This window comes from Vibrio sinaloensis (genome assembly GCF_000808535.1).
Lineage (GTDB): Bacteria > Pseudomonadota > Gammaproteobacteria > Enterobacterales > Vibrionaceae > Vibrio > Vibrio sinaloensis_D.
This window is the reverse complement of record NZ_JWLV01000022.1, coordinates 33,100-51,553: the sequence shown is the minus strand read 5'-3', so window position 1 is coordinate 51,553 and position 18,454 is coordinate 33,100. Positions and strand designations below refer to the sequence as shown.

The following is an 18,454-nucleotide window of genomic DNA, read 5'->3' as shown; positions in this document are numbered from 1 at the left end:
ACGTGTCCCAGTGTATAACGACATAGAAAAGCAAAACCCACTGCAAAGGGAGGAAAGCAGTGGGTTAGAAAAGCCTACTTCAACAAAAGTAGCGGAGTGGTCACATTATTTAGTGATGTCTGCACCAAACCACTTTTCAGAAATTTGCGCTAGAGTACCGTCTGCGCGCATTGCTGCAAGTGCTTGGTTAACTTCTGCTTGCAGTTTTTTACCATTTTCATTGTTTACAAATGGCCAAGCATTTTGAATCGTTTCAAACGGTTCGCCTGCAAGTTGAAGAGGAAGACCTGTCTTTTTGATTAGCTCTAGCGCTGAAAGGCGATCCATCACGAAGGCATCTGCACGACCCAGTGCGACATCGTGTTCAATACCTGTGTCGTAGGTTTTGATGTTGATTTTGCCATCTTTGTCGTAGTCACGTAGCAGTTGCTCAAAGTTTGAACCTAGGTTTACTGCCACCGTCTTGCCCGCAAGATCTTGAACACCTTTGATCTCGTCGTTGCCTTTGCGAACCGTAATTTGTGCACCATCCACCACGTATGGGTCAGCAAATAGGTATTTTGCTTTACGCGCGTCTGTCATTGTAATTTGGTTAGAAATTGTATCGATGCGGCCTGTTTCTAGTAGACCGAACAAACCAGAGAAATTTGCGGTTACGTATTCCACTTTGTAATCGTTACGTTTACCAATCTCGTCCCATAGGTCCACTTCGAAGCCTTGTAGCTGATCTTGCTTAACGAAAGTGAATGGGAAGTAACGGCCAGACATGCCGACTTTGACTTCCGTAGCAGCCTGCACAGTCGCAGCAGACAGAGCGATTGCTGCAACTGCAGCCTTAAACCAGATTTTCATAGTACAACTCCATATAATTATGGGGAGAAATATTACTGTTACTTTAGTTAATTAGATAAATAACTAAGAGCAATATCCTAGATAGTAGAGTAATAAGGTTGATATTTTGGTCTAAATCTTACGGCTCAGAGGATTATTTTTCGATCCTGTGAAGGTGGCGATCGATATTTCATGCACAGAGTTATCACCAGAGTCAGGATCGGGCGGAAATTGCCCTTATGTGGATCAATGTGTGAGTAAAAATGGGGCAGTGTGTGGGGATCCGCCGAATAATGTCGAAAATATTGTGAATAACTTGGATCTTATTCACTGGATCGTCGATCTATTGCTAGCGATCTTGGTTATCAACAGGTAAAATTGCCAATCTTTTCCAATCAATTACTTCGAGTGGGGGCACCGTGTCATCTTCGCTTTGGTTGCAATGTCTGCAACAGCTTCAAGAAGAGCTACCAGCAACTGAATTCAGCATGTGGGTTCGTCCGCTACAAGCGGAGCTCAATGACAATACGCTCACCTTGTTTGCCCCAAACCGCTTTGTCCTCGATTGGGTTCGTGATAAGTACCTCAACAGCATTAATCGACTGCTGCAAGAGTATTGTGGCAATGACATTCCGAGCCTACGCTTTGAAGTGGGCAGCAGACCTGTTTCTGCACCTAAGCCGGCACCGAAACGCACGCCAGCCGATGTTGCTGCAGAATCGTCGGCACCGGCACAATTGCAAGCTCGTAAACCGGTTCATAAAACCTGGGATGACGACGCGCAAGCCATTGCCGACATTAATCATCGTTCAAACGTCAACCCAAAACACAAGTTTACTAACTTCGTTGAAGGTAAATCGAACCAGCTCGGTTTAGCGGCAGCGCGTCAGGTGTCGGATAACCCTGGTTCAGCATACAACCCGCTGTTCTTATACGGTGGTACTGGCCTAGGTAAAACACACTTGTTGCACGCGGTCGGTAACGCCATTGTGGACAACAAACCGAATGCTAAAGTGGTTTACATGCATTCTGAGCGTTTCGTGCAAGACATGGTAAAAGCGCTACAGAATAACGCGATCGAAGAGTTCAAACGTTACTATCGCAGTGTTGACGCTCTACTTATCGATGATATTCAATTTTTCGCCAACAAAGAGCGCTCGCAAGAAGAGTTTTTCCATACCTTCAATGCGTTATTGGAAGGCAATCAACAGATCATCCTCACGTCTGACCGTTACCCGAAAGAGATCAACGGTGTAGAAGATCGTTTAAAATCCCGGTTTGGTTGGGGTCTGACGGTTGCGATCGAGCCACCTGAGCTTGAAACGCGCGTTGCGATCTTGATGAAAAAAGCGGAAGACCACCAAATCCACCTTGCAGATGAAGTGGCATTCTTCATTGCTAAGCGCCTGCGCTCTAATGTTCGTGAGTTGGAAGGGGCATTGAACCGCGTTATCGCCAACGCTAACTTTACTGGTCGTCCTATTACCATCGACTTTGTTCGTGAAGCACTGCGTGACTTGCTTGCTCTACAAGAGAAGCTAGTGACCATTGATAACATTCAAAAGACGGTCGCGGAATACTACAAGATTAAAGTGGCGGACCTCTTGTCCAAACGCCGTTCACGTTCGGTGGCTCGTCCGCGTCAGCTTGCGATGGCATTGGCCAAAGAGCTCACCAACCACAGCTTACCTGAAATCGGTGATGCGTTTGGTGGTCGTGACCACACGACAGTTTTACATGCTTGTCGTAAGATTGAGCAGCTTCGCGAAGAGAGCCATGACATCAAAGAAGATTACTCGAACTTGATTCGTACCCTTTCTTCGTAATTCGCAGTATTCTATGGCCTTGAATGTTCGAGGCCATTGCACCTGAACTAATCTCTTTTATAAAGCTAGAAGAATTCTGATAAGAGCGTCCTATGAAATTTTCCATTGAGCGTAGCCATTTACTGAAGCCTCTCCAGCAAGTCTCAGGGGCTTTAGGTGGTCGTCCAACTCTGCCTATTCTTGGTAACCTGCTACTCAAAGTCGAAGACAATGTACTGTCAATGACAGCAACCGACTTAGAAGTGGAACTGATCAGCCGAGTGACGTTAGAAGGCGATTTTGAGGCGGGGAGCATTACTGTCCCGTCGCGTAAGTTCCTTGATATTTGTCGTGGTTTACCCGATGACTCGGTGATTACCTTTGTCTTAGAAGGTGATCGCGTTCAAGTTCGCTCTGGTCGTAGCCGCTTCTCCCTGGCGACGCTACCAGCCAATGACTTTCCGAATATCGAAGATTGGCAAAGCGAAGTTGAAATCTCATTGACCCAAGCAGAGCTTCGCGGTCTGATTGAGAAAACTCAGTTCTCAATGGCCAACCAAGATGTGCGCTACTACCTCAATGGTATGTTGTTTGAAATTGAAGGTTCAACGCTGCGCAGTGTGGCGACTGATGGTCACCGAATGGCCGTTTCGCAAACGGCACTGGGCGCTGACTTTGCTCAGCAACAGATCATAGTGCCGCGTAAAGGTGTATTAGAGCTGGTCAAGCTACTTGATGCTCCTGAACAGCCAGTTGTGCTGCAGATCGGTAGCTCGAACGTACGTGCAGAAGTAAATAATTATGTGTTTACCTCTAAGCTAGTGGATGGCCGTTTCCCAGATTATCGCCGCGTAATGCCGCAAAATACAACCAAGACGTTGGAAGCGGGTTGCGATGAATTGCGTTCCGCGTTTTCTCGAGCTGCGATTCTTTCCAACGAAAAATTCCGTGGGGTTCGCGTTAATCTAGCCGATACTGAAATGCGCATTACCGCCAACAACCCAGAGCAGGAAGAAGCGGAAGAGATGTTGGATGTGAGCTTTGATGGTGAGCCGATCGAAATTGGCTTCAACGTCAGCTACGTATTGGATGTGCTCAACACGTTACGCTGCGAAAAAGTACGGGTCTCGATGTCGGATGCCAATGCCAGTGCTCTGATTGAAAATGCAGAAGACGACAGTGCCATGTACGTGGTGATGCCAATTCGACTTTAGCATGCCGCTTACACGTCTCATCATTAAGCAGTTTAGAAACATTGAAGCCTGTGACATTAACCTGTCAGCAGGCTTTAACTTTCTTATTGGCCCCAATGGCAGTGGCAAAACCAGCGTCTTAGAGGCGATCTATTTGTTGGGTCATGGCCGTTCTTTCAAGAGCTCTTTGACCGGTAGAATTATTCAAAATGACTGTAATGAACTGTTTGTTCATGGGCGTTTTTTGAACTCGGATCAATTTGAGCTACCAATTGGCATTAATAAGCAGCGTGATGGCTCAACAGAGGTTAAAATAGGCGGTCAATCTGGGCAAAAGCTCGCTCAGTTGGCGCAGGTTTTACCCCTGCAATTAATACACCCTGAAGGGTTCGATTTGCTGACGGATGGGCCGAAACATCGCCGCGCATTTATCGATTGGGGGGTATTTCATACCGAGTCGGCATTCTATGATGCGTGGGGGCGATTTAAGCGCTTGAACAAGCAGCGCAATGCCTTATTGAAAACAGCAACCAGTTATCGAGAGCTCAGTTATTGGGATCAAGAGATGGCTCGGTTGGCTGAAAATATCAGTCAGTGGCGCTCAGTGTATGTTGAGCAAATGAAGTCAAAGGCTGAAGAAATCTGTCAAACTTTCCTGCCGGAGTTTGATATCCAGTTGAAGTATTACCGAGGCTGGGACAAAGATACCCCATATCAGCAAATTCTTGAGAAGAATTTTGAACGGGATCAGGCCCTAGGTTACACCTTTAGTGGCCCAAATAAGGCAGATTTAAAAATTAAGGTAAATGGCACGCCTGTTGAGGATGTGTTATCTCGTGGCCAACTGAAGTTGATGGTATGTGCCTTACGAGTGGCGCAAGGCCAACACTTGACTGAAATGACAGGCAAACAGTGTGTTTACCTTATAGATGACTTTGCATCGGAATTAGATAGCCAACGTCGGGAGCGTCTTGCGGACTGCTTAAAAGAGACGGGGGCACAAGTTTTTGTAAGCTCTATTACGCAAAGCCAGATTGCCGACATGGCAGATGAAAATGGTAAGATGTTCCATGTGGAACATGGCACAATAGAGCAAAATATATAGTGGAAGATAACTCATGTCTGAAAATTACGATTCATCGAGTATTAAAGTACTAAAAGGTCTGGACGCGGTACGTAAGCGTCCTGGTATGTACATCGGCGACACGGATGATGGTACCGGTCTGCACCACATGGTTTTTGAGGTGGTGGATAACTCAATTGATGAAGCGTTAGCGGGTCACTGTCAGGACATCGTGGTTACAATTCATGAAGATAACTCGGTATCGGTTCGCGACGATGGTCGTGGTATCCCTACCGAGATGCACCCAGAAGAAAAAGTCTCAGCGGCGGAAGTTATCATGACGGTACTTCACGCGGGTGGTAAGTTTGACGACAACTCATACAAGGTATCGGGTGGTCTGCACGGTGTTGGTGTTTCGGTGGTAAACGCACTGTCTAAGCAAGTAACGCTAACTATCCATCGCGGCGGGCAAATTCACACTCAAACTTATCATCATGGTGAGCCTCAAGCACCACTGGCTGTGATTGGTGAGACTGATAAAACGGGTACAGAAATCCGTTTCTGGCCGAGTGAAGAGACTTTCTCTAACACTGAATTCCATTACGACATTCTCGCAAAACGTCTGCGTGAGCTATCTTTCCTAAACTCTGGCGTATCGATCAAGCTACGTGACGAGCGCGAAGAAGACAAACAAGATCACTTCATGTACGAAGGTGGTATTCAAGCCTTTGTCGATCACTTGAACACCAACAAGACTCCAATTATCGAGAAAGTCTTCCACTTCAACGCAGAGCGTGAAGATGGCATTGCAGTTGAAGTGGCGATGCAGTGGAATGACGGTTACCAAGAGAACATCTTCTGTTTCACTAACAACATTCCTCAGCGTGATGGTGGTACCCACCTTGCGGGTTTCCGTGCTGCGCTAACGCGTACCTTGAACTCGTTCATGGACAAAGAAGGCTTCTCGAAGAAAGCGAAAACCGCGACTTCTGGTGATGATGCGCGTGAAGGTCTAACGGCGGTTATCTCGGTGAAAGTGCCAGATCCTAAGTTCTCAAGCCAAACCAAAGACAAGCTGGTTTCTTCTGAAGTGAAATCTGCGGTTGAGTCTGCAATGGGCGAGAAACTGTCAGAATTCCTTGTGGAGCATCCAACAGAAGCAAAAATCGTTTGTACCAAGATCATCGACGCAGCTCGTGCTCGTGATGCGGCGCGTAAAGCACGTGAGATGACTCGTCGTAAAGGCGCACTAGACTTAGCCGGTCTACCAGGCAAACTGGCGGACTGTCAGGAAAAAGATCCAGCGCTCTCTGAACTGTACATAGTGGAGGGTGACTCGGCAGGCGGCTCCGCAAAACAAGGCCGTAACCGTAAGAACCAAGCGATTCTTCCTCTGAAAGGTAAAATCCTTAACGTAGAGAAAGCGCGTTTCGACAAGATGCTTTCTTCTCAAGAAGTAGCAACGCTGATTACGGCTCTTGGTTGTGGTATCGGTCGTGACGAGTACAACCCAGACAAACTGCGTTACCACAACATCATCATCATGACCGATGCCGACGTCGATGGTTCGCACATCCGTACGCTACTATTGACCTTCTTCTACCGTCAAATGCCAGAGCTTATCGAGCGTGGCTACGTGTACATTGCTCAGCCACCGCTTTACAAAGTGAAGAAAGGTAAGCAAGAGCAGTACATTAAAGATGAAGATGCAATGAACCAATACCAAGTGGCATTGGCGCTTGATAACGCATCTCTGCACGTAAACGCAGAAGCACCAGCACTGGCGGGTGAAGCACTAGAGAAACTGGTTCAGCAATACAACGCTGGCATCAAGCTGGTGGATCGCATGAGCCGTCGTTACCCACGCGCGCTCGTTCATGAGTTCATCTACACGCCGCGTTTAACTGCTGAACAGTGTCATGACGCCGCGGCAGTAGAAGCTTGGACTAGGCAACTTGTCGAGCAGCTAAACGCGAAAGAAGTGGGCGCAAGCCAATACAACGCAGAAGTTGAGCAGCACGCAGAGCTAGGTCTAAGCCTACCTAAGATTGTGGTACGCACTCACGGCGTGACGCATGAGCATGTACTAAGCATTGACCTAGTTAATTCGAAAGAGTACGGCAAGCTAGCAAGCCTATCGGAAGCACTAGACGGTCTGATTGAAGAGGGCGCATACATTAAACGTGGTGAGCGTACTCAGCCTGTTGCAAGCTTTGTTGATGCACTAGAGTGGCTAATCAAAGAGTCGCGTCGTGGTCTAAGCCTACAGCGCTACAAAGGTCTAGGTGAGATGAACCCAGATCAGCTTTGGGAAACCACAATGGACCCAGAAACGCGCCGTATGATGCAAGTAACGATCGAAGATGCAGTTGGTGCTGACCAGTTGTTCACGACACTAATGGGTGACCAAGTTGAGCCGCGTCGTAACTTCATCGAAGAGAATGCATTGAAAGTAGCTAACCTGGACGTTTAGTATCTTTGATACTTCGCTCTTTAGCTTAATTTCTGTGTCAGAGGTGCTCACATACCTTCGTATGCTCCGCGCCTCTTCCTTGAACTAAAGCCAAATAGCTTCGTCTCAAAAAACTAAATTTTTAAAGGACTGCCAGAAATGGTGGTCTTTTTTATTTCCGATGTTTTCATTATTTTTCAATTGGCTGGAGCGTTATCCTCAAGAGAGAGGAACGACCTAGTTGGGGATCTCTAGAAGCGTATAGAAAATTTTTTAATCCGATCCCTTGAAACTGATTTGTGGTATCCACATATCTATTAGTGAAGAGGAAAGCTGTCTTGCTCAAGAGAGAAGAAATAGACCTCTGGACTCGCTGATAAGGTATCGCTCAAGAGAGGATGACTTTAGAGGCACACAATTGAACTGATTTATTACTACGTCCCAGTGCTGATTGAGCCCGAGGAGTAGAAGATAAATCCCTTAGCTGGCAAGGATCGAACAGAGCATCGATCTACGCAAACTCACGGCTAAGACTATTGCTTATTATGAGGATAGCATTATGAGAACTGTAGATTTCACTCCACTTTACCGCAACGCAATTGGTTTCGATCGTCTTTTGAATATGATGGAAGCGAATACATCAAAGAATTCTTCTGGCGGTTACCCTCCATACAATATCGAGCAGCAAGACGAAAACCACTACCGCATTACCATGGCCGTGGCGGGTTTTGCAGAAGAGCAGTTAGATCTGACTCAGAAAGAGAACATGCTAATTGTTAAAGGTGAGCGTAAAGCAGAAGAAGAGAAACAATACGTTTATCAAGGTATTGCAGAGCGCGATTTTGAGCGAAAATTCCAGCTGGCAGACTACGTGAAAGTCGTGGGGGCAACTATGGAAAATGGTCTACTGCATATTGACCTAGAACGCGAAATCCCAGAAGCGATGCAGCCACGTAAAATTGCGATTAACGGCAGCAAGCTTATTGAAAGCAAATAATTGCGAGTAACGAGTGAAAGAGCACCATCTAGGTGCTCTTTTTTGTATCTTACGTAAGCGACTTGGCAAGTATTCATTATTCAGGTCGCTGCGAGGTATTATCCTTGTTGGTACGCCTCTTCGACCTCTTCAGAGATAATCTTGATGCCTTTCTGCATCATCTCGTCATCCTGAACATAGTTCATGCGCAAGCACTGATGCGTATGCTCCCAATCATCTTCTTGACCGATAAAGAAGTACTCACCTGGGACAATCAATACACCACGGGATTTAAGGCGTTTGTAGAGTTCCATTGTGGTGATAGGCAGCTCATCAAACCATAGCCAAAGGAAGATAGCACCTTCGGGTTTATGAATACGAAAGCGCTTATCGGTAATGGCTTCTTGCAGCAATTGAACCGCACGTTGAGACTTTTGTTGGTAAAACGGCTTAATCACATTGGAACTCAGCTCAAGAAGATCGCCTTTTTCGATCATACGGTTGGCCATCGCAGGGCCTAAGCTGCCTGGCGCTAGGCTGATGATGCCATTCATGTTGGTCATCGCTTGGGTTATCTCTTCACTCGCAATCACAATCCCACAGCGAACGCCTGGTAGACCGAGTTTGGACAGGCTCATACACAGGATGGTGTTCTCATTCCAGAAGGGTTCTACGTCTTCAAAAATAATATTTGGGAACGGTAAGCCGTAGGCGTTATCGATGATCAGTGGAATGTTGTTTTCACGTGCCAGCTTATCCAGTTTATGGATTTCTTCATCAGTGAGTACATTACCTGTCGGGTTGGTTGGGCGAGAGGCACAAATCGCGGCAACTGAGTCATCGACTTTAAGCTGTTCAAAATCAACGTGGTATTTAAACAAGCCATTATCAAGTAGCTCAATTTCTGGATGGTAAGAGACGAAGATATCTTCATCAATGCCAGCGTCGCCATAGCCGATGTATTCAGGGGCAAGCGGCAATAAAATTTTCTTGTGCGACCCATCTGTTTGCTTACCCGCAAGCAGGTTAAATAGGTAGAAAAAGCCACTTTGACTGCCATTGGTCAGGCTGATGTTCTTCTCACTGATATTCCAACCATAGGTGTCTTTTAACAGCTTTGCTAGCGCTTTTACGAACGTGTTTTTGCCCTGAGGACCATCGTAGTTCGCCATGGCGGCCACGAGTTCACCACTGGCGAGCATCTCTTCACTGGTTTGATGAAAGTAATCGAGCATGGCTGGAATCGCGGCAGGGTTACCGCCTCCGAGCATGATGGCACCAGGGGTGCGAAGACCATCATTGAGATCATCCATTAATTGTGTGATACCTGAGTACTGATTAAATTTTTCACCAAACTTAGAGAATTGCATCGCAGATTTTACCTAATTCATTATTGTCATTGCTTTTTGTTATCAGAGATCAGTGCGTGGCTGATCAATCGAGTAATCCTTGAACATACCTTAATGGTCATAAGACGAAAAGCACTAAATTGGGGCAGGCTAGAATAAGCGGAAAAATAAAGCCCAACTCCGTGGAGTTGGGCTTTAAAGGTCTTACTTTAAGTAAGGTCTTCTGAGGTTTAATCGAAGGCTTACTTTTGTAGTAGAGAGATATCTGCGATCTGTAGGAACAGGTTACGTAGGTTGTTAAGTAGCGTTAGACGGTTCTTTTTCAGAGCTTCGTCGTCTGCCATTACCATTACGTTATCGAAGAAGGCATCAACAGGCTCACGTAGACCCGCTAGCTTGCTTAGTGCTTCTTGGTAGTTACCTGTCGCGAATGCTGGCTCTAGCGCTTCTGTCATCACTTCAACGCTTTCTGCTAGAGCTTTCTCTGCGTCTTCTTGTAGAAGAGCAAGGTCGATCTCAGCAGCGAGTTCACCGTCGAATTTCGCTAGGATGTTACCTACACGTTTGTTCGCAGCAGCCAGTGCTTCAGCGGCTTCTAGTTCACGGAAGTGAGATACCGCTTTCACACGCTGGTCGAAGTCTGCAGGTTTAGTTGGACGGTTAGCCAGTACCGCTTGGATGATATCCACGCTGAAGCCTTGGTCTTTGTACCATGCATTGAAACGACCAAGCATGAATTCAATAACGTCGTCTGCAACGTTCGCGTTTGTTAGCTTGTCGCCAAATAGAGACTGAGCTTTCGCGATAAGGTCTGTTAGGTCTAGGTTGTAGCCGTTTTCTACGATGATACGTAGTACACCTAGTGACGCACGACGAAGTGCGAATGGGTCGCTGCCTTTTGGAGCTTGGCCAATACCGAAGATACCAACGATAGTATCTAGCTTGTCTGCCATTGCTACAGCAGATGAGATACCTGTGCTTGGTAGGTCATCACCAGCGAAACGAGGCATGTACTGCTCGTAAAGCGCTAGTGCAACTTGCTCGTCTTCACCATCGTGAGTCGCATAGTGCATGCCCATGACACCTTGAGTATCGGTAAATTCGAATACCATAGAGGTCATTAGGTCACACTTGGCTAGCAGACCAGCACGCTTAGATTTTTCAACGTCAGCATCGATTTGCTCAGCGATGTAGCCAGCAAGCTCAGTAATACGGTCAGTCTTGTCTTTGATAGTACCAAGCTGCTTCTGGAAGATAGCTTGCTCTAGCTCAGGTAGACGATCGATTAGAGGACGCTTACGGTCAGTGTTGAAGAAGAATTCTGCATCCGCTAGACGTGGACGTACAACCTTCTCGTTACCTTCGATTACGTAGCGAGGCTCTTTTGATTCGATGTTTGAAACGAAGATGAAGTTAGGTAGTAGCTTCTTGTTGTCATCGTAAACAGGGAAGTACTTTTGGTCACCTTTCATGGTGTAAACCAAAGCTTCAGAAGGTACTTTTAGGAACTCTTCCTCAAACTTCGCTGTTAGCACAACTGGCCACTCAACCAGAGAAGTTACTTCTTCAACTAGGTCATCTTCTAGATCCGCTGTACCACCAACCGCTGCTGCTGCTTTTTGCGAATCAGCAAGGATGATCGCTTTACGCGCTTCGTAATCTGCCATGACTTTACCGCGCTCTTCTAGGATCGCTGGGTATTGTTCTGCAGAATCGATAGTGAACTCTTGCTCACCCATGAAGCGGTGACCACGGATAGTGCGGTCTGATGCTACGCCTAGGATCTCACCTTCGATAAGGTCAGAGCCCATTAGCATGGTTAGCGTTTTAACCGGACGGATAAACTGAGTGGTTTTGTTACCCCAGCGCATTGGCTTAGCGATAGGTAGGTTGCCCAGTGCTTTTGCTGCCAGCTCAACAACGATTTCAGACGTTGCTTGGCCTTTTACTTCTTGTTTGAAAAGAAGCCATTCGCCCTTGTCTGTGACTAGACGGTCAGCTTGCTCAACTGTGATGCCGTTACCACGCGCCCAGCCTTGAGCCGCTTTGGTTGCATTGCCGTCAGCATCAAATGCGACAGAAACTGCAGGACCGCGCTTCTCAACGACTTTGTCAGCTTGGCCTTCAGCTAGCGCAGAAACCTTAAGTGCTAGACGACGAGGAGCGGCGTACCATTTCACGCCTTCGTGTGCTAGGTCTGCGCCTTTTAGCTCAGCTTCGAAGTTTGCTGCGAACGCTTCCGCTAGAGTGCGAAGTTGCGTTGGTGGTAGCTCTTCAGTACCCAGTTCAATTAGAAATTCTTTTGCCATGATTACTTCTCCTCGTCCTTCTTGCACATTGGGAAGCCAAGCGCTTCACGTGATGCGTAGTATGCTTCTGCAACAGACTTAGTCAGGTTGCGGATACGAAGGATGTAACGTTGGCGCTCTGTAACAGAGATAGCTTTACGTGCGTCTAACAAGTTGAAAGCGTGTGCCGCTTTTAGGATGCGCTCGTAAGCTGGTAGAGGTAGAGGCTTCTCTAGCTCTAATAGTTCTTTTGATTCTTTTTCACACTGGTCGAAGAAGCTGAATAGGAAATCAACGTCAGCGTGTTCAAAGTTGTACGTTGATTGCTCAACTTCATTTTGGTGGAAGATGTCACCGTAAGTTACGTTAGAACCGTCTGGCGCGACGTTCCATACTAGGTCGTAAACTGAGTCTACTTCTTGGATGTACATAGCTAGACGTTCGATACCGTAAGTGATCTCGCCAGTAACTGGTTTACACTCAAGGCCACCAACTTGCTGGAAGTAAGTAAACTGAGTCACTTCCATACCGTTTAGCCATACTTCCCAACCAAGACCCCATGCGCCTAGCGTTGGGTTTTCCCAGTTATCTTCTACGAAACGAATATCGTGAACTAGCGGGTCGATACCAAGAACTTCAAGCGAGCCTAGGTACAACTCCTGAATGTTATCTGGAGAAGGTTTTAGAGCTACTTGGAACTGATAATAGTGCTGCAGACGGTTCGGGTTTTCACCATAGCGACCATCGGTCGGGCGACGTGAAGGTTGAACGTAAGCTGTCGACATTGGCTCTGGGCCAAGTGCACGTAGACATGTCATTGGGTGAGAGGTGCCAGCACCTACTTCCATATCTAGAGGTTGAACAATGGTACAACCGTTTTGTGCCCAGTAATCCTGCAGCGCGAGGATCATTCCCTGGAAGGTTTTGATATCGTATTTTTGCATAGTAATTCGCGCGATTCTTTGAGTAATAGTTGTGTCTAAAATAGACAAAAAATAACAATCAAGTATACCCAGATAATTGGCATGGGAGTAGCGCTAATCTTGATTAATTCCTAGTCGAAATTCTCCTTTAGTAGATTTTTAATGGCTTATTCGTCCAAATTTTCCTAAAAGGGAGTTTTTCACCAGTTTATTGCTTGAGATGTTGCAATGAGATGACTAAAATGCAGCCATCTTTGGGGAGTAGCTTACTTGATAGATACCACGTTTATCAGGTTCGTCCGTCAACATAATTGGTGCAAAATCACCATGGCGTTCGAGGCTCATTCACATGAGCTTAGCAAGACCTTAGATAAACATCGTGAACCGGGGTGGGGCGCGAGGTTTGTCTATGGTTAAAAAACTATAATCCCTGCCCCAATGAGCATGTCGTGAGCGTTTTAGCTATTTCAATTACTACCGTAGCCTTAGCAGAAATTGGTGATAAGACCCAATTGCTATCCTTGCTACTGGCCAGTCGATACCGTAAACCCATTCCCATTATTGCAGCGATCTTTTTTGCCACTATTGCCAACCACGCGTTAGCGGCATGGCTTGGGGTTGTAGTGGCGGATTACCTTTCTCCAGAAGTCTTAAAGTGGGTGGTCGTTGTCAGCTTTTTAGCCATGGCAGGCTGGGTGCTGATTCCAGACAAACTGGATGACGATGAAGAGATCTCCAATCGCGGTCCTTTTGTTGCCAGTTTTATTGCCTTTTTCATTGCGGAAATTGGCGATAAAACGCAGATCGCTACCTCTATCTTAGGTGCGCAGTACTCCGATGCCTTAACTTGGGTCATTCTAGGTACCACGATTGGTATGCTGCTTGCCAATGTTCCGGTTGTGCTGATTGGCAAATTGTCCGCTGATAAGATGCCGCTTGGCTTGATCCGAAAAGTGACCGCATTGCTGTTTGTTGCTTTGGCTGTTGCCGCTGCGGTTTTCTCTTAAGCGTCGGTATTCTCAACAATGGCGACCAGAGAGAGTTTTAATCTGGTCGCATTTTCGTTGATTGGTATGCGGTTGATGCCACTGGAAGATGTGGTAATTTTCCTTCAAACACGGCGTCATTTGATGATATGACACGCAAAGCATCCGCAATCTTGATAGAATTGTGGTTGCTTAATAATTAAATAGTTCTGGCTTGTGTTATTTTTGCAACTTTCTGTTTTCTATCAAAAATTACTCATATTGAAGCAGAGCGATAGTCCGGTTAGTTTTTATGCATCTCTACTCGTAAGGTATTGTCATGAAAACAAAACTTTTATCTACTCTGATTACGTCATCATTAGTATTTTCCGCCCATTCTGTGGCCGATGCGAACTTAGACAACATGTCGAAGTTGACGATCATTCCCAATCACAACCCTTCTTTGATTCGAAACTTCAACCCTTATGCGGTTTCTCGTTTGCATACGGCTCGAGACTTTATTTTTGAGCCTTTGGTTATCTTCAATGAACTAAAAGGTAATGTCCCAGAGTACCGCCTTGCGACGGGGTACACGATGAGTGATGATCTACTGAGTATCACTTTTGACCTTCGTGAAGGAGTGAAATGGTCAGACGGAGAAACCTTCGATGCCGATGATGTGTTGTTTACCTTTGACCTTGTGCGTAAAAATCCGAATATCGATGACCGTGGTATCAACAGCAAAATTAAGTCGGTTGAGAAATTGGGGCCATATCAGGTGCGTTTCAATTTAGACAAGGTGAATACCAATATCGGTTATGAGATCGCTCAAGTACCTGTTGTCCCTGAGCATCAATGGAAGTCCGTTGATGATCCTGCCGCATTTATGAACCCAAATCCTATTGGTACTGGACCATTTACTGAGTTGCCTCAATTCACTTCAACACTATTTCTCCAGTGTCGTAATGCGCACTATTGGGATCAAGCAAACCTAGATGTCGACTGCTTACGCGTCCCGCAAATGAATCATAATGACCAAGTGCTCGCTGAATTGATGAACTCGCGCATCGACTGGGCTGGATCTTTTGTTCCTGATATTGACCAAACCTACATGAAAGCGTCAAATCACCATGGTTATTGGTACCCACCCGCAGGGACCCAAGCATTTATGTTTAACTATGCATCGAAAGATAAAGTCAAACATGCGGTGCTGAACGATATTAATTTCCGTCGTGCTTTCTCTATGGCGATCGACCGCCAGACATTGATTGATATCGCCAACTACGGGAATGCGGTCTTGAATGACTTTGCTTCTGGTTTGGGCTACGCGTTTGAAGCTTGGTCAGATGAAAAAGTGCATAACCAGTACAAGCCATTTATGACTTACTCGCCTGAGAAGGCCAAGGCGTTACTTGCCAAGTCAGGTTATAAAGATATCGACAATGATGGCTTTGTTGAGTCTCCGTCGGGTGAAAAATTTGAATTGAGCATTCAGTCTCCGCAAGGGTGGACCGACTTCAATAACACGGTCATGTTGGCCGCCGAGCAGCTCGTCAGTGTTGGGATTAAGGTCAAAGCACGTACGCCTGATTTCTCTATCTACAATAAGAGTATGCTAGGGGCTGATTACGACATTGCGTACACCAACTACTTCCATGGACCGACGCCACACAAATATTGGGACAGTGGCTATCACTCACGCTTGCAAGCATCGGAAGGAATGCCTCGATTTGCCATGCATCACTGGAAGAGTGAGAAGTTAGATAACTTGTTAGACAGTTTCTACAAAACGGCTGACATCAAAGAGCAGAGATCCATCGCTCACTCAATTCAAAAGACCATTGCTGAAAATCAGGTCACGGTTCCTGTGTTGTCTGGGCCAAATTTCTACCAATACAATACGACCCGCTTTACTGGCTGGTGGAATGCGGATAACCCGAAAGGGCGCCCAATGATTTGGGAAGGTACACCTGAGCGCTTACTGCATGTGCTTGACTTAAAGCCTCGTAGCTAGGGGCAAGATACTCCAACCTTCAAGGCCCTAATTTCGATTAGGGCCTTTGTATTTCAATAACAAAGCAAGTTTCGTGACGCATTGAACAGATTCGGTGGAAGTCGTGATCGCTGACATATTAGTGTCACAATTGTCATGCTAATTTAATCCTGTGGATGATAGCGAGAGGGCAAGTTTATGCTTACACGTTACATGGGGATGACCCCAAAAAGTCAGAGTTATTTGTTCACCTTTGGTCTCGCCTTATGCTTACTAGCAATGGTGCTCACCGACATGTGGTTACCCATTGTCGCCGGGACATTTATTTTAACTGGGTTGACGGTAGAGGCGTGGATTCGCGTCGCACACATTATTCCTATGCATGAGGAGATGAGAGCGATGAGAAAACAGCTTAATAAGCTCCAATCGGAAGTCCGCACCTTAGAATATGATGAATAATTGAAAGCAGCCGTCGGGCTGCTTTTTTTGTCCAATTTTTGAAGTGAAACGTAAACTGTCGGTAAGGCTGTTGCTCTGCTCTAAGGGGCTGTTACAACTAGCGTTATGCGCCAGTTTTGTTTTATTTTACGTATTGTTGAAGCCGTTGAAACTCGCTTACCGTGCAAGCTTGAGATCAACGCACTTGCTGTGTTGATCACGCACCCAATATAGAAATTTCCGCCCTCTTCGGTGATGCCTGTGATTATTACTTTCAGATCATGCTTTTTACTCGCTTCTCTAGTGACTTCTTCGCTCTCGTTACACCCGATTAAGGCAATAAAAGTCACCAATAGGGCAATCAGTTTTCTTTTCATTTAGGAACTCCTTGTCAGATTCAAAGTATTGAGCTGTTGTTGTCGCTGTTTTATGAGTGGCGGAATAAAGAGCAACAATGCGACAGCACCTAAGCAGAGGTTGAAATTTGGCTGGAAGTTAAAGTGACCTAATGCAAACGGTGCTAAAGCAAAAATCACCACGTAGTGCCAAGTAAAAACGTGTAGGGAATAGCGGCCAAGAAGGGCCAGTGGCTTAAAGGCGAGCGCATTGGGTTTGCAGTGCAACAGCCAAGAAAATAAGTAGACCAACAGCAACAAGTTAAAGGCTCTTAGCCATCCGATGAGCGGCTTATCTGCAAGTTCATACAGCGTTCCATAGTGGATGCCATACTCGGCCAATACGTTGCGATTGAGAAAGAAAATGATCGTCGCGATGATAGCTACGGCAACCGTGATAGAGCGATATTTAAACCAGTTTATCGGCTGGTGCTTTGCGTAGTATCCCAAGGTGATGCCAATAACAAATATCAACTGCCAAGCCAGTAAACTGAAGTAGCCAGTATTGAGTTCGCTGTCGGGGAAATATGGAGTGAGCCACTCAGACAGATTTATCACTCGACTCGACAGCCAGAGCAAAATACTGACGATCAGCACTTGGGCCGTGCGACCGTTTTGCAACTGGCTCAGGACAAATGGAGCAAGTAGCAGGAAAACAATGTACATGGGCAAAATATCGAAGTACGCCGGCTTGTGAATCAAGGTGGCACTTGCCGCAACCGCAAGCAGTTTGTTCTCCATCAGGCCTGGAAATATCTTGTTGTAAAAGGCTTGAATCGAGGGTTCCAGCGCAATTTGTAGCGATGCGATGATCAGTAAACCGACAATCGCTGCCATGTGATAGAAGTAGAGTTGCTTAGCTCTGCGGAACAGTTTTTGGCGGATCACTTGGCGATCATAGGCCGAGTATATTAGCCCAACCATCAGGCCTGAAATGAGAATAAAGCCTTCCGCAGCCCCGACTTGCCCGAGCGGTTGAAGAGTAAAGTATTGAATCTCTGTCCACCCCACAGTAAGCCAAATAAAGTGGTTTACGGACATGATCAGCAGCAAAGTGCCGCGAATGGCATCAATGGAATGATTACGTTGCATAAAATTTCCTCCCTTAATGCTGCTAGCTTAGAAGGGAGGAAAAATGAAAAACTGACTAATTGTGTGGTGAATCGATGAAGTGCGATCCGGCGGTTAGTCTAGCTAAGCCCTTTCTTGATAAGATACAGGTAGGGTAACGCCTCTGTCTGAGAACCAATTAATTGATGATCCATAAAGCGACAGAAACTCGGGATATCTCGAGTGGTTGATGGGTCGTCTGCTTTGACCAACAAAATTTCCCCATCTTGCATAGTTCGAATTGTCTTCCTGACCATCATTACTGGCTCTGGGCAACGTAATCCTTCTGCCTCTAGTGTTTTATTTGCCTGTTCTGGATTGAATGTCATGGTCATATCTGTTTTACCTCAGTTGGGCCTAGATGATACTGCTGAAGAAAAAATATTCAATAACCCCTTGGCAAAGTGATCATTTTGTTTTAACTTAGTTAACAAGTTGGTAACATTTGAAACGGAGAGCAGATATTATGACAGCTTTAGATCGGCTAACAATCTATTCAGTGCTGTGTTTTATTTCCTTTTGCGCTCTTGTTTTACGTTCACCATCTGAATCGTCGTCATTTATGCCGTTACTTGGTATGGGCGCGACGGTCGTAGGGTTTTGGCTCGAGATGCACCGCTGGCCGAGTGCATCTGAAGAGCATGAGAACGGTCAATAGACTTCCAACTATTGT

Annotated in this window: 16 protein-coding genes; 9 read left to right on the top strand and 7 right to left on the bottom strand. The window is 46.1% G+C overall.

The annotated features are described in order from the left end of the window. Positions 1-105: 105 nt before the first annotated feature. Positions 106-852 carry an amino acid ABC transporter substrate-binding protein gene (locus RJ47_RS13240; RefSeq protein ID WP_039478832.1) on the bottom strand — a complete coding sequence of 249 codons (747 nt, stop codon included), beginning with the start codon at positions 850-852 and terminating at the stop codon, positions 106-108. Between the two features lie 398 nt (positions 853-1,250). Between RJ47_RS13240 and dnaA the strand changes: the two genes are divergently transcribed. The 5 genes from dnaA to RJ47_RS13215 all read left to right on the top strand — a co-directional run bounded on the left by dnaA (position 1,251) and on the right by RJ47_RS13215 (position 8,341). Further along, complete coding sequence (gene dnaA, locus RJ47_RS13235; protein WP_038141356.1) at positions 1,251-2,657, top strand: chromosomal replication initiator protein DnaA; 1,407 nt, start codon at positions 1,251-1,253, stop codon at positions 2,655-2,657. Between the two features lie 92 nt (positions 2,658-2,749). Continuing rightward, positions 2,750-3,850, top strand: a complete 1,101-nt coding sequence (gene dnaN, locus RJ47_RS13230) for a DNA polymerase III subunit beta (RefSeq protein ID WP_039484353.1) — start codon at positions 2,750-2,752, stop codon at positions 3,848-3,850. A 1-nt stretch (position 3,851) separates the two neighbouring features. Then, positions 3,852-4,934 carry a DNA replication/repair protein RecF gene (gene recF / locus RJ47_RS13225; RefSeq protein WP_038191806.1) on the top strand — a complete coding sequence of 361 codons (1,083 nt, stop codon included), beginning with the start codon at positions 3,852-3,854 and terminating at the stop codon, positions 4,932-4,934. Between the two features lie 13 nt (positions 4,935-4,947). Beyond that, a complete protein-coding gene (gene gyrB, locus RJ47_RS13220) occupies positions 4,948-7,365 on the top strand; it encodes a DNA topoisomerase (ATP-hydrolyzing) subunit B (RefSeq protein ID WP_039484350.1) in 2,418 nt (805 codons plus the stop codon). Positions 7,366-7,903: 538 nt separating this feature from the next. After that, positions 7,904-8,341 (top strand): Hsp20 family protein, encoded by a 438-nt coding sequence (locus RJ47_RS13215; protein ID WP_005472612.1) that lies wholly within the window; start codon positions 7,904-7,906, stop codon positions 8,339-8,341. A gap of 98 nt (positions 8,342-8,439) precedes the next feature. On the opposite strand, the gene RJ47_RS13210 is transcribed toward RJ47_RS13215, so the two are convergent. From RJ47_RS13210 to glyQ, 3 genes are all read right to left on the bottom strand, one after another. Further along, positions 8,440-9,690 carry a valine--pyruvate transaminase gene (locus RJ47_RS13210; RefSeq protein WP_039484348.1) on the bottom strand — a complete coding sequence of 417 codons (1,251 nt, stop codon included), beginning with the start codon at positions 9,688-9,690 and terminating at the stop codon, positions 8,440-8,442. Positions 9,691-9,911: 221 nt separating this feature from the next. Continuing rightward, complete coding sequence (glyS, locus tag RJ47_RS13205; protein ID WP_039484346.1) at positions 9,912-11,978, bottom strand: glycine--tRNA ligase subunit beta; 2,067 nt, start codon at positions 11,976-11,978, stop codon at positions 9,912-9,914. A gap of 2 nt (positions 11,979-11,980) precedes the next feature. Continuing rightward, positions 11,981-12,901 carry a glycine--tRNA ligase subunit alpha gene (gene glyQ / locus RJ47_RS13200; RefSeq protein WP_005472497.1) on the bottom strand — a complete coding sequence of 307 codons (921 nt, stop codon included), beginning with the start codon at positions 12,899-12,901 and terminating at the stop codon, positions 11,981-11,983. A 428-nt stretch (positions 12,902-13,329) separates the two neighbouring features. Here glyQ and RJ47_RS13195 point away from each other — a divergent pair, with 428 nt between their 5' ends. The 3 genes from RJ47_RS13195 (at position 13,330) to RJ47_RS13185 (ending at position 16,297) form a co-directional block, all read left to right on the top strand. Further along, positions 13,330-13,887, top strand: a complete 558-nt coding sequence (locus tag RJ47_RS13195; RefSeq protein WP_038191798.1) for a TMEM165/GDT1 family protein — start codon at positions 13,330-13,332, stop codon at positions 13,885-13,887. 298 nt (positions 13,888-14,185) lie between these two features. Beyond that, on the top strand, positions 14,186-15,859 hold the full coding sequence (locus RJ47_RS13190; RefSeq protein WP_039484343.1) for an ABC transporter substrate-binding protein: 1,674 nt from the start codon (positions 14,186-14,188) through the stop codon (positions 15,857-15,859). A gap of 177 nt (positions 15,860-16,036) precedes the next feature. Then, positions 16,037-16,297, top strand: coding sequence for a hypothetical protein (locus tag RJ47_RS13185; protein WP_005451077.1), 261 nt, complete (start codon positions 16,037-16,039; stop codon positions 16,295-16,297). Between the two features lie 80 nt (positions 16,298-16,377). On the opposite strand, the gene RJ47_RS13180 is transcribed toward RJ47_RS13185, so the two are convergent. The 3 genes from RJ47_RS13180 to tusA all read right to left on the bottom strand — a co-directional run bounded on the left by RJ47_RS13180 (position 16,378) and on the right by tusA (position 18,110). Further along, positions 16,378-16,653: a hypothetical protein gene (locus RJ47_RS13180; RefSeq protein WP_039484337.1), complete on the bottom strand. Its 276-nt coding sequence runs from the start codon at positions 16,651-16,653 to the stop codon at positions 16,378-16,380. Further along, entirely contained in the window at positions 16,654-17,763 is a 1,110-nt protein-coding gene (gene opgC, locus RJ47_RS13175; RefSeq protein WP_052237955.1) for an OpgC domain-containing protein, read from the bottom strand. It abuts the gene before it with no gap. Positions 17,764-17,861: 98 nt separating this feature from the next. Further along, positions 17,862-18,110, bottom strand: coding sequence for a sulfurtransferase TusA (tusA, locus tag RJ47_RS13170; protein WP_039484334.1), 249 nt, complete (start codon positions 18,108-18,110; stop codon positions 17,862-17,864). Positions 18,111-18,244: 134 nt separating this feature from the next. On the opposite strand from tusA, the gene RJ47_RS13165 reads away from it, so the two are divergent. Further along, positions 18,245-18,439, top strand: a complete 195-nt coding sequence (locus RJ47_RS13165; protein ID WP_039484375.1) for a hypothetical protein — start codon at positions 18,245-18,247, stop codon at positions 18,437-18,439. The last annotated feature ends 15 nt before the right edge of the window (positions 18,440-18,454 follow it).